The organism is Enterobacter sichuanensis, assembly GCF_009036245.1.
Lineage (GTDB): Bacteria > Pseudomonadota > Gammaproteobacteria > Enterobacterales > Enterobacteriaceae > Enterobacter > Enterobacter sichuanensis.
Genome location: NZ_CP027986.1, coordinates 4,612,041 through 4,624,626, shown reverse-complemented (window position 1 = coordinate 4,624,626; position 12,586 = coordinate 4,612,041). Strand labels below are relative to the sequence as shown.

The window sequence follows — 12,586 nt, the reverse complement described above, 5'->3', positions numbered from 1 at the left end:
GGATCAACACTCAGGTCATTCCGATGACAGGAGATGTCTGATGCACGATCCCATTTTACGACTTGTAAGCGACACAGTAGACGTGGTGATTAAAACGCACCCGTTTGCAGAAATTCTCTACTGGGGGCCGCACCTTCACCACTTTTCGCCGCAGGATGTCGCTACGCTCGCACGTCCAGTGGCTAACGGCAGGCTGGATGTTGATTCACCTGTCACGCTGATGGCTGAACTGGGGCACGGCCTGTTTGGATCGCCCGGCATTGAGGGGCACCGCCAGGGGCTGGACGGTTCCCCGGTTTTCACCACCACAGACGTACAGCAGCAGGGACAAACCCTGACAATTACGGCAGAAGATGCACATGCGGGCCTGCGCCTGACCAGCGAAATGGCGCTGGATGCCAGTGGCGTGCTGGCGGTGCGTCACGGCTTAACCAACCTGAAATCCCAGGCGTGGCAGGTGGACCGTTTCGCCGTCACGCTGCCGGTGGCCGAGCGAGCGCGGGAGGTGCTGGCCTTCCACGGACGCTGGATCCGTGAATTTCAGCCGCACCGCGTCATGCTTGAGCACAACAGTTTCGTGATTGAAAACCGCCGGGGTAAAACGTCCCACGAACACTTCCCGGCGCTGATTTCGGGTACGCCATCGTTCAGTGAAATGCACGGCGACGTCTGGGGCGTGCATCTGGGCTGGAGCGGCAACCACCGCCTGCGCGCGGAAGCGAAAACCGATGGCCGCCGTTATATTCAGGCCGAAGCGCTCTACCTGCCGGGTGAGGTGGCGATTGAAGAGGGCGACACGCTCTGGACGCCGCGCCTGTATGCCAGCTACTCCGCGCAGGGGCTGAACGGCATGAGCCAGCAGTTCCACCGTTACCTGCGCGCCAACGTCATCCGCTTTCCGGAAAACAAACCGCGTCCGGTCCACCTCAACACCTGGGAGGGGATCTACTTCAGTCACGACCCGGGCTACATCATGCGTATGGCCGACGAGGCCGCCGCGCTGGGCGTGGAACGCTTTATCATTGACGACGGCTGGTTTAAAGGCCGCAACGACGATCGTGCCGCGCTGGGTGACTGGTATCTGGACGAAAAAAAATACCCTGATGGCCTGACGCCGGTAATCAACCACGTCAAACAGCTTGGCATGGAGTTTGGCATCTGGGTTGAGCCGGAGATGATTAACCCCGATTCTGATTTGTATCGCGCGCACCCTGACTGGGTTCTGGCGCTGCCAGGCTACCCCCAGGTGACCGGGCGACACCAGCTGGTGCTTAACCTGAACATTCCGGACGCGTTTGATTACCTGCTGACGCGCATGAGCTGGCTGCTGGGCGAGCATGCGGTCGACTACGTGAAATGGGACATGAATCGCGAGCTGGTGCAGCCGGGACATAACGGCAAAGCCGCGGCCGACGCTCAAACCCGTCAGTTTTATCGTCTGTTAGACGTGCTGGGCGAACGCTTCCCACACATCGAATTCGAATCCTGCTCCTCGGGTGGTGGGCGAATCGATTATGAGGTCCTGACACGCTGCCACCGCTTCTGGGCGTCCGACAATAACGATGCGCTGGAGCGAAACACTATCCAGCGCGGTATGAGCTATTTTTTCCCGCCGGAAGTGATGGGCGCGCATATCGGTCATCATAAATGTCATGCCACCTTCCGCCAGCACAGCATTGAATTCCGCGGTTTGACAGCGCTGTTTGGCCATATGGGGCTGGAGCTGGACCCACTCACCGTGGATGAGAAAGAGCGTGAGGGATATCGTCACTATGCCGCCTTGCACAAGCAGTGGCGCGAGGTGATCCATCGGGGTACCCAGTGGCGCGTGGAGATGCCGGACGCCACCACGATGGCGCAGGGCATAGTGAGCGAAGATAAGACGTACGGACTGTTTATGGTCAGCCAGCTCGCAATGCCGGATTACACCCTGATGATGCCGCTGCGCATGCCGGGGTTAGAAGCCAGCGCGCAGTACCGCATCACGCTGCTCGATCATCCGAATATTCAGATTACGGGTGAGGGTGGGCACACCATGCGCAGGCTGCCGGCGTGGATGGACGCGCCGCAAACGGTGAGCGGTGAGTGGCTGATGCAGGCAGGGATTGCGCTGCCGATTCTGGATCCGGAAACCGCCATTCTGATTGGCGTGGAACGCGTGTAAGGGTGACGGGCCGGAGACCCGGCCCTCCGTTGAGGATAAAAATAATGAACACAACAACCTGTACCCACAAAGACAGCCCTAACTTCTGGATTTTCGGGCTGTTCTTCTTTCTCTACTTCTTCATCATGGCCACCTGCTTTCCGTTCCTGCCTATATGGCTGTCGGACATCATCGGGCTAAACAAAACCCATACCGGGATTGTTTTCTCCTGCATCTCGCTATCGGCTATCGCCTTCCAGCCGGTGCTGGGGGTGATTTCGGACAAGCTGGGGCTAAAAAAACATCTGTTGTGGATTATCTCCGTGCTGCTGTTTCTGTTTGCCCCCTTCTTCCTGTACGTTTTCGCACCGCTGCTGAAAACCAATATCTGGCTGGGGGCGCTGAGCGGCGGGCTGTACATCGGCTTTGTTTTCTCGGCGGGATCGGGGGCTATTGAGGCCTATATCGAACGCGTAAGCCGCAACAGCTTCTTTGAGTACGGCAAGGCGCGCATGTTCGGCTGTCTTGGCTGGGGGCTGTGCGCCTCAACGGGGGGGATCCTGTTCGGCATCGATCCGTCGTATGTCTTCTGGATGGGTTCGGGGGCGGCGCTGCTGTTGATGCTATTGCTGGTGGTCGCGAAGCCGAAGCCCAACCAGACGGCGCAGGTAATGAACGCCCTGGGTGCCAACCAGCCGCAGATTACAGCCAGAACCGTCTTTAACCTGTTTCGCCAGCGCAGAATGTGGATGTTTATCCTGTACGTGATTGGCGTGGCCTGCGTCTATGACGTCTTCGACCAGCAGTTTGCCACCTTCTTCAAAACCTTCTTCGCGACGCCACAGGAGGGGACCCGCGCTTTTGGCTTTGCGACGACGGCCGGAGAAATTTGTAACGCCATCATCATGTTCTGCTCGCCGTGGATCATTAACCGTATCGGCGCGAAAAACACGCTGCTGATCGCCGGGGTGATAATGGCGACGCGCATTATCGGCTCGTCATTTGCCACCACCGCTGTAGAAGTGATCGCCCTGAAGATGCTGCATGCGCTGGAGGTGCCGTTCCTGCTGGTGGGGGCGTTCAAATACATCACCGGGGTGTTTGACACCCGTCTGTCGGCCACTATCTACCTGATTGGCTTCCAGTTTGCCAAGCAGTCGGCGGCGATTTTCCTTTCTGCCTTTGCCGGTAATATGTACGACCGAATCGGCTTCCAGGAGACGTACCTGATGCTGGGCTGTTTCGTGCTGGCGATTACGGTGGTGTCAGCCTTTACGCTGAGCAGCAGGCGTGAGATTGCGGCAGGCAATAAGGCGGTAGAAGTCCATTAACGTCCTGATCCCATTCACCCTTTTAGCTTTGGTCAGAAAATGAATAACCTTATAAAAACTACGGCATTGATAATCATTTTCAATATCATTTAATTAACTATAATGAACCAACTGCTTACGCGGCATTAACAGCTGTGCCGCCCGACAATAATGGAGAGGATTATGAGTTATACACTGCCATCCCTGCCGTATGCCTACGACGCACTGGAACCGCATTTCGACAAGCAGACGATGGAAATCCATCACACTAAACACCACCAGACCTATGTGAACAACGCGAATGCTGCGCTGGAAAGCCTGCCAGAGTTCGCTAACCTGCCTGTTGAAGAGCTGATCACCAAGCTGGACCAGCTGCCAGCAGACAAGAAAACCGTTCTGCGCAACAACGCTGGCGGTCACGCGAACCACAGCCTGTTCTGGAAAGGCCTGAAAACCGGTACCACTCTGCAGGGCGACCTGAAAGCGGCTATCGAGCGCGATTTTGGTTCCGTTGACAACTTCAAAGCGGAATTCGAAAAAGCCGCTGCCACCCGTTTCGGCTCTGGCTGGGCGTGGCTGGTACTGAAAGGTGACAAACTGGCCGTGGTTTCTACCGCTAACCAGGACTCCCCGCTGATGGGTGAAGCGATCTCTGGCGCATCCGGTTTCCCAATCCTGGGCCTGGACGTGTGGGAACACGCTTACTACCTGAAATTCCAGAACCGTCGCCCGGACTACATCAAAGCGTTCTGGGACGTGGTGAACTGGGACGAAGCAGCAGCGCGTTTCGCCGCGAAAAAATAAGGTTGCATTGACGCCTGTGAGAAGCGAGTCTGATGACTCGCTTTTTTTGTATCTGCAGAAAGGAGCAGCGATGCATTATCCGGTGAATGTATTTACAGGCAAGGTAAGGGAGTACGACGGCAGCCGCCCGAGCGCCATCGCCAAAATTCAGGTCGACGGCGAGCTAATGTTAACCGACCTCGGACTTGCGGGTGACGAGCAGGCCGAAAAGAAAATCCACGGCGGACCCGATCGCGCGCTGTGTCACTACCCGCGCGAACACTATCAGCACTGGAGAACCGAGTTCCCCGAGCAGGCGGACCTCTTTGTCGCCCCCGCGTTTGGCGAGAACCTCTCCACCGAAGGGCTGACCGAAAAGAACGTGTTTATTGGCGATATCTACCGCTGGGGCGATGCCCTGATCCAGGTGACGCAGCCACGCTCGCCGTGCTTCAAGCTCAACTACCATTTCGGCATTCATGACATGTCCGCTCAACTGCAAAATACGGGTAAAACCGGCTGGCTGTACCGGGTGGTGCTGGCGGGGCAGGTGTCAGCGGATGCGCCGCTTGAGCTGGCATCACGTCTGAGTGAGGTGTCTGTTTATGACGCCTGCGCCATTGCCTGGCATATGCCGTTTGATGACGAGCAATATCATCGCCTGCTGTCGGCGGCGGGATTATCGACCAGCTGGACAAGAACGATGCAGAAGCGACGTTTACACGGCAAGATCGAAGATAATTCGCGGAGATTGTGGGGGAAATAACGGCACCCCTCACCCTAACCCTCTCCCCAAAGGGGAGAGGGGACGGCTCGGTGCGGTCTTTTCACCCTCGCCCCTTTGGGGTGTACGGTCCGGGGACATGGTAGACAGGTGTTCGGGGACATGGTGAACACTTTTTAACATCCTTTACCCATGGTGATCGACTTTTTCTTCAGGTCGATCACCCCCACTTTCGTGCTGTACCACCACACTTCATAGCAGCCATCCTCCTGCGTCTCCTTCAGTCCGACCCGCTCTCCCCTGAACGCTTTACCCGCGCTAAGACTTACCCCTTTCACGCTCAGCTTTCCGCTGATATCCACTTTCCTGACCATCACGCCCTCGTCGTATTCCGGGGGCGTTGTGTTGCCGCTGTACCGTCGCGATGACGGCTGATACCGCGAGCCCGGTACCGCCATATCCAGTGCCTCATGCGGGCGTTCAAGGTTATAGACCGTCCGCCAGTGGTCGAAGGCGCGCTGCAGTTCACCGCTGTCCGCGAACCACTTCCCCTGCAGCACTTCCGCCTTCAGGCTGCGGTGAAAACGCTCCAGCTTGCCCTGCGTCTGCGGATGATACGGCCGGGAGTGCCCCACCCGGATACCCTGGCGCATAAGCCACAGCTCCAGCGCCGTCCAGGTGCCGGTGGTGTCTCCCACGGTGAGCCGTTATCCATCGTCATCCTGTCCGGCAGGCCGTAGCGTTCAAACACGCTGACCAGCTGCTGCTGCACGGTCTCACGACGTTCATCGTTACAGTGCACCAGGCACAGGGAAAAACGGGAGTGGTCGTCCAGCAAAGTGAGCGGATGGCAGCGGCCACCGCCAAAGGGAAAGTGGCCCTTAAAATCCATCTGCCAGAGCCGGTTCGGCGCGTCATGTTCGAACCGTCCCGTGGCGGGAATGCCCGGTGAAGTGCCCGGCAGCAGGCCGTGACGGGCCATCAGGGTATGAACGGTGCTGAAGGCGGGCATGGTGTGCCCCTGGTCTTCCAGCCAGCGTTTAATCTTGCGGGCTCCCCAGCGTTGATGACGGTCATGGGCCATGCGCAGCAGGGCAGTGATGTCGTCAGATGAGCGGTTCGGGGAATGGTGCGGTATGCGCGGGCGGTCCTGAAGGCCGGAGGCCCCTTCCTCCGCCCAGCGACGAAGCCACTTGTAGCCGGTGGCAGGTGAAATACCGAAGCGACGGCAGAGGGAACGGATGTTCGCCCCGTCCTGCGAGGCGAACAAAACAAACTCGGTACGTAATGACATGGTATCTCTCGCATCCCAGGGCATAAGCGACTCCATAAACGGGTTCTTATGCCTTAGTTGTAAGTGTCTACCATGTCCCCGAACAAGCGTTCACTATGTCCCCGGACCGTACAGGGGAGAGGGCTGGGGTGAGGGGGGATTACGAACGCTTATACAACGGCAGCCACAGCGTTAACCGCAACCCGCCCAGCGGGCTGTCGTCGGCTTTCACCCAGCCACGGTGTTGCTGCATGGCGGTTTCCACAATCGCGAGGCCTAATCCCGTACCGCCGGATTCACGGTCGCGCGCCTCGTCGGTGCGGTAGAACGGACGGAAAATCTGCTCGCGGTCTTCCGGGCTGACGCCAGGACCGTCGTCATCCACAATAACGGTAATCCCGTCTTTATCCACCGAGAAGGCGACCTCAATCTTCGTGTGCGAGTAGCGCAGGGCGTTACGCACGATATTCTCCAGCGCGCTTTCCAGCGTGTTGGGGTTTCCGTACAGCGGCCATGGCCCCGGCGGGAAGTTGACGGTGAAGGATTTGCCCATCTGTTCCGCTTCAAACGCTGCGTTATCCAGCACTTCATGCCACAGGTGATTGGCTTTCACCGTTTCGCTCACCAGCGCGTTTTTCTGCTGATTGCGCGACATGACCAGCAGGTCGTTGATCATACTGTCCAGACGCTGGGCTTCCGTCTCGATGCGCTCCAGCTCTTTACTCTCACCGCTGCGGCGACGCAGCAGCGCGGTGCCAAGCTGCAGGCGCGTAAGCGGGGTTCGCAGTTCGTGTGAGATATCAGACAACAGACGTTGCTGGGCCGTCATCATGCGATCGAGGGCGCTGACCATCTGGTTAAAACTGGTTCCGGCGGCAAGAAACTCCTGCGGTCCGGCTTCCAGTTCGGGGTGTTGTCGCAGGTTACCCTGCGCCACTTCATCGGCGGCATTTTTCAGCTTACGGGCCGGTTTTGCCAGGCTCCACGCCAGCCATAACAGCAGCGGCGAGCTGACGAGCATCGTCACAATCAGCAGCAGGAGAGGACGGTCAAACAGCAGGTTGATAAAATCGGACTGGGAGTTGCTCGCCGGGCGGATCAGATAGAGCTGATAATTGTCCTCCCCGTCTCTCACGGAGAAAGGCCCTACCATCTCTACGCGGCCATATTTCTTCTTCTGGGGGTGATCGGCGTTATCCGCCTGACCAATGAAGTTGCGGATGATCTGCATTTCGTTGCGATCGGCCCCAATCACGCGGCCTTCGCTGGTGACCAGCAAAAGGCGTTGTCCGGGCGGAGCCCACTTGTCGATAGCGCGAAACAGCCTGCGCCACCACATCAAATCGTTTGGCGGATCGTTTGCCAGCTCGGCTTCCACGTGCTGCTCGATCATCACGCCCTGACGTTGCTCGCTGTCGAGAAGCTCCGTCATCTGGCGTGAGTCGAGTTTTGGCAACATCAGTACGAGCATTAAAACCAGTGCCAGCGTCAGCCAGAAGATGGCGAAGATGCGGGCGGTTAAGCTTCCAATCATGAAGCGGAAACCATCAGATAACCGCGACCACGCAGGGTTTTAAACCACGGGTGACCGTCTTTACGCTCCGGCAGCTTACGACGCAGGTTAGAGATGTGCATATCAATGGCGCGGTCAAACGGGGTGAGGCGTTTGCCCAGCACTTCCTGACTCAAATGTTCACGCGATACCACCTGGCCGAGGTGCTGCGCCAGCAGATACAGCAGGGTGAACTCCGTACCGGTCAATTCCAGCGTCTGGCCATCGAAGCTCGCTTCCTGACGGCCCGGGTTCAGGCTCAGGGAGTCCACTTCCAGGGTCGGTGAGCTGTTCTCGGTATTTTGCTGCTGCTCGCTCCAGTGGGAACGACGCAGGATAGCGCGAATACGGGCAACCAGTTCACGGTCGTTAAACGGCTTGGGTAAATAGTCATCCGCGCCCAGCTCCAGGCCGAGTACGCGGTCAAGTTCGCTGCCGCGCGCGGTCAGCATGATAACGGGGGTCTGGTGTGTCTGGCGAAGCTCTTTCAACGTATCGATACCGTTTTTCTTTGGCATCATGACGTCGAGCAAAAGTAAATCGATGCTGTCGTCAAGGAGACTCAGCGCCTGCTCGCCATCATGGGCAACCAGGACGTTGAAACCTTCCATGTCGAGCAACTCCTTTAAAAGGGATGTGAGCTCTCGGTCATCATCAACTAACAGGATTTTATTCATTGTTTAAATACCTCCGAGGCAGAAATTACGACATCAAGGCTGTCTAATCCATGACTTTACGTTGTTTTACACCCCCTGACGCATGTTTGCAGCCTGAATCGTAGACTGTCTCTCGTTGAATCGCGACACGAAAGATTTTGGGAGCAAGTGATGCGCAAAGTTACCGCTGCCGTCATGGCCTCAACGCTGGCGTTCAGTGCGTTTAGCCAGGCTGCTGTAGCTATCATCAGCGATAACGGTTCCTCACAAGAGGACACAACGCAGCACAGTAGCCAGAGCCATATGTTTGACGGCATAAGTTTAACCGAACATCAGCGTCAACAGATGCGAGATCTGATGCAGAGGGCACGACACGACCAGCCCCCTGTTAATGTTAGCGAAATGGAGACAATGCATCGCCTTGTCACCGCAGAAAATTTTGACGAAAGCGCTGTACGCGCTCAGGCCGAAAAAATGGCACAGGAACAGGTTGCTCGCCAGGTTGAAATGGCGAAGGTCCGCAACCAGATGTTCCATCTGCTAACGCCCGAGCAGCAAGCGGTTTTGAACACCAGACATCAGCAGCGAATGGACCAGCTGCGTAAGGTTGCACGGATGCAGCGAAGCTCAGAAACGACGTTTTTCAGTAGCAATAGCAGTACCCGAAGTAACCAGTAAACCCTGTTTTCCTTGCCATAGACACCATCCCTGTCTTCCCCCACATGATGTGGGGGTTTTTTTTGCCCCGCATTCTGATTTGTTAACCGTTTATTCATCCTTAGACCCCTCCTGCTTCCGTTATACTAGCGGCATGACATGACAGGAGCGTTTATGAATCAATCCTATGGAAGACTGGTCAGCCGGGCCGCCATCGCGGCGACCGTCATGGCATCCAGCCTGTTAATGATTAAAATCTTTGCCTGGTGGTATACCGGCTCGGTCAGTATTCTGGCGGCGCTGGTCGACTCGCTGATGGACATTGCCGCCTCGTTGACCAACCTGCTGGTGGTGCGCTACTCGCTGCAGCCGGCGGATGAAGAGCACACCTTTGGGCACGGTAAAGCGGAGTCGCTGGCCGCGCTGGCGCAAAGTATGTTCATTTCCGGGTCTGCGCTGTTCCTCTTTTTAACCGGTATTCAGCACCTCGTCTCGCCGACGCCGATGAACGATCCCGGTGTAGGGGTGGTGGTGACGGTCGTTGCACTTATATGCACACTTGTTCTGGTAACGTTCCAGCGCTGGGTGGTTCGCAAAACGCAAAGCCAGGCTGTACGGGCAGATATGCTTCATTATCAATCTGATGTTATGATGAATGGGGCTATTCTTATTGCGCTCGGTCTGGCCTGGTATGGCTGGCATCGGGCCGATGCGTTGTTTGCGTTAGGGATTGGCATCTATATTTTATATAGCGCCTTGCGAATGGGGTATGAAGCGGTGCAATCACTGCTTGACCGCGCCCTCCCGGACTCAGAACGCAATGAAATTTTTTCTATCGTGACCTCCTGGCCTGGCGTCAGCGGTGCACACGATCTGCGAACGCGGCAGTCAGGGCCGACCCGCTTTATTCAGATTCATATTGAAATGGAAGACAACCTGCCACTGGTTCAGGCTCACGTTATTGCTGAGCAGGTCGAGCAGGCGATATTGCAGCGTTTTCCTGGTTCAGACGTCATCATTCACCAGGATCCCTGCTCGGTTGTACCCGGACATGTTGGGCTTTCGTAATTCGTTGTAAAAAAGTGAGCCAGGCCAGCATTTTGTGTATAAATTACCGCCATTTGGTCTGACCTGAATCAATTCAGCTGGAAGGGATTGATATACTATTTGCAGTATTCGTTGGTCGATAAGTTTCTTCCGGCAACAGATTTCAATTTTGCATTCCTAAGTTCAGAGGTAGTCATGATTAAGAAAATCGGTGTGTTGACAAGCGGCGGTGATGCGCCGGGCATGAACGCGGCAATTCGTGGGGTTGTCCGTTCAGCGCTGACGGAAGGTCTGGAAGTTTTTGGTATCTATGATGGTTACCTGGGTCTGTATGAAGACCGTATGGTACAGCTCGACCGTTACAGCGTGTCTGACATGATCAACCGTGGCGGTACCTTCCTTGGGTCTGCGCGCTTCCCGGAATTCCGTGACGAACACGTGCGTGAAGTGGCTATCGAAAACATGAAAAAACGTGGCCTGGACGCCCTGGTAGTTATCGGTGGTGACGGCTCGTACATGGGTGCAAAACGTCTGACAGAAATGGGCTTCCCATGCATCGGTCTGCCAGGCACCATCGACAACGATATCAAAGGTACTGACTACACCATCGGTTACTTCACCGCGCTGGGTACTGTTGTGGAAGCGATTGACCGTCTGCGTGACACCTCTTCTTCTCACCAGCGTATCTCTATCGTTGAAGTGATGGGGCGTTACTGTGGTGACCTGACCCTGGCCGCGGCGATTGCGGGGGGTTGTGAATTCGTGGTGGTTCCGGAAGTGGAATTCAGCCGTGAAGATCTGGTGGCTGAAATTAAAGCGGGCATCGCGAAAGGGAAAAAACACGCGATCGTGGCCATCACCGAGCATATCTGTGACGTTGACGAGCTGGCGAAGTACATCGAAACCGAAACCAAGCGTGAAACGCGCGCAACCGTACTGGGTCACATCCAGCGCGGTGGTTCCCCGGGTCCTTATGACCGTATTCTGGCGTCACGTATGGGCGCGTATGCTATCGAACTGCTGCTGCAGGGGCACGGCGGCCGCTGCGTCGGTATTCAGAACGAAAAACTGGTTCACCACGACATCATCGACGCCATTGAAAACATGAAGCGTCCGTTCAAAGGTGACTGGCTGGACTGCGCGAAAAAACTGTACTGATCGGCGTTTGTATTGTGCCGGGTGGCGGCTTCGCCTTACCCGGCCTACAAAAGCACGGTTCGTAGGCCCGGTAAGCGAAGCGCCACCGGGCTTTTTTTGTCCGCAGAGTTTGTCTTTTTATTCCTCAAAGTTATAGCCAATCTTTTTTTATTCTTTAATCCTCGATTCCGTTTCTGGCACGCTGCAATCATCAAAACACTACACAAGAGAGCTGGGCGATGAATAAATGGGGCGTGGGTTTAACATTATTGCTGGCATCGACCAGCGTTCTGGCTAAGGACATCCAGTTACTGAACGTGTCATACGACCCGACGCGTGAGCTGTACGAGCAATACAACAAAGCGTTTGCGGCGCACTGGAAGCAGGAAACCGGCGACAACGTGGTGGTTCGCCAGTCTCACGGTGGGTCCGGTAAACAGGCGACCTCCGTCATCAACGGTATTGAAGCCGACGTGGTGACTCTCGCGCTGGCCTACGATGTCGACGCTATTGCCGAGCGTGGCCGCATCGACAAAAACTGGATCAAACGCCTGCCGGATAACTCCGCACCATACACATCGACCATTGTTTTCCTCGTGCGTAAAGGCAACCCAAAACAGATCCACGACTGGAACGACCTGATCAAACCTGGCGTGTCAGTGATCACCCCGAACCCGAAAAGTTCTGGCGGCGCGCGCTGGAACTACCTGGGCGCGTGGGGCTACGCACTGCATCACAACAATGGCGACCAGGCCAAAGCGCAGGAGTTCGTGAAAGCGCTGTATAAAAACGTTGAGGTGCTGGACTCCGGCGCACGTGGCGCCACCAACACCTTCGTCGAGCGCGGGATTGGCGACGTGCTGATTGCATGGGAAAACGAAGCCCTGCTGGCCACCCACGAACTGGGCAAAGATAAATTCGAGATTGTGACCCCAAGCGAGTCGATTCTGGCTGAGCCGACCGTCTCTGTGGTCGATAAGGTGGTTGAGAAAAAAGATACCAAAGCGGTGGCAGAAGCGTACCTGAAGTATCTCTACTCACCTGAAGGGCAGGAAATTGCGGCGAAAAACTTCTATCGCCCACGCGATCCGGCGGTGGCGAAGAAATACGAAACCGTCTTCCCTAAATTGAAACTCTTCACCATTGATGACGTGTTCGGTGGCTGGACGAAAGCGCAGAAAGAGCACTTCTCTAACGGCGGTACCTTCGACCAGATCAGCCAGCGCTAAAAATCCATCAATGACACGGTTACCCGGCGTGAGAAATCCGCCGGGTTTTTTATTTGGTCATCATTTTGCGTTACT

10 protein-coding genes and 1 pseudogene are annotated in these 12,586 nt (G+C 56.1%); 8 read left to right on the top strand and 3 right to left on the bottom strand.

What is annotated here, in order from left to right:
• The first annotated feature begins 40 nt into the window (after positions 1-40).
• From C1N69_RS22310 to yiiM, 4 genes are all read left to right on the top strand, one after another.
• Entirely contained in the window at positions 41-2,164 is a 2,124-nt protein-coding gene (locus C1N69_RS22310) for an alpha-galactosidase (protein ID WP_155031878.1), read from the top strand.
• A 44-nt stretch (positions 2,165-2,208) separates the two neighbouring features.
• The gene (locus C1N69_RS22305; RefSeq protein ID WP_155031877.1) at positions 2,209-3,474 is read left to right on the top strand and encodes an MFS transporter; all 1,266 of its coding nucleotides are present in this window, start codon (positions 2,209-2,211) and stop codon (positions 3,472-3,474) included.
• A 162-nt stretch (positions 3,475-3,636) separates the two neighbouring features.
• Positions 3,637-4,257 carry a superoxide dismutase [Mn] gene (gene sodA / locus C1N69_RS22300; RefSeq protein ID WP_003861999.1) on the top strand — a complete coding sequence of 207 codons (621 nt, stop codon included), beginning with the start codon at positions 3,637-3,639 and terminating at the stop codon, positions 4,255-4,257.
• A 70-nt stretch (positions 4,258-4,327) separates the two neighbouring features.
• Positions 4,328-5,002 (top strand): 6-hydroxyaminopurine reductase, encoded by a 675-nt coding sequence (gene yiiM / locus C1N69_RS22295; RefSeq protein WP_047959724.1) that lies wholly within the window; start codon positions 4,328-4,330, stop codon positions 5,000-5,002.
• 134 nt (positions 5,003-5,136) lie between these two features.
• On the opposite strand, the pseudogene C1N69_RS22290 reads toward yiiM, so the two are convergent.
• The 3 genes and pseudogenes from C1N69_RS22290 to cpxR form a co-directional block, all read right to left on the bottom strand.
• A pseudogene (locus C1N69_RS22290) lies at positions 5,137-6,278 on the bottom strand (IS481 family transposase).
• 115 nt (positions 6,279-6,393) lie between these two features.
• A complete protein-coding gene (cpxA, locus tag C1N69_RS22285) occupies positions 6,394-7,767 on the bottom strand; it encodes an envelope stress sensor histidine kinase CpxA (protein WP_025758806.1) in 1,374 nt (457 codons plus the stop codon).
• Entirely contained in the window at positions 7,764-8,462 is a 699-nt protein-coding gene (gene cpxR, locus C1N69_RS22280; RefSeq protein WP_025758808.1) for an envelope stress response regulator transcription factor CpxR, read from the bottom strand. Before cpxR ends, cpxA begins: the two co-directional genes overlap by 4 nt.
• 150 nt (positions 8,463-8,612) lie before the next feature.
• On the opposite strand from cpxR, the gene cpxP reads away from it, so the two are divergent.
• The 4 genes from cpxP (at position 8,613) to C1N69_RS22260 (ending at position 12,511) form a co-directional block, all read left to right on the top strand.
• Entirely contained in the window at positions 8,613-9,119 is a 507-nt protein-coding gene (cpxP, locus tag C1N69_RS22275; protein ID WP_025758810.1) for a cell-envelope stress modulator CpxP, read from the top strand.
• Between the two features lie 153 nt (positions 9,120-9,272).
• Entirely contained in the window at positions 9,273-10,166 is an 894-nt protein-coding gene (gene fieF, locus C1N69_RS22270) for a CDF family cation-efflux transporter FieF (RefSeq protein WP_155031876.1), read from the top strand.
• A 174-nt stretch (positions 10,167-10,340) separates the two neighbouring features.
• Positions 10,341-11,303 (top strand): 6-phosphofructokinase, encoded by a 963-nt coding sequence (gene pfkA / locus C1N69_RS22265; protein WP_014172210.1) that lies wholly within the window; start codon positions 10,341-10,343, stop codon positions 11,301-11,303.
• A 218-nt stretch (positions 11,304-11,521) separates the two neighbouring features.
• On the top strand, positions 11,522-12,511 hold the full coding sequence (locus C1N69_RS22260) for a sulfate ABC transporter substrate-binding protein (protein WP_025758814.1): 990 nt from the start codon (positions 11,522-11,524) through the stop codon (positions 12,509-12,511).
• The last annotated feature ends 75 nt before the right edge of the window (positions 12,512-12,586 follow it).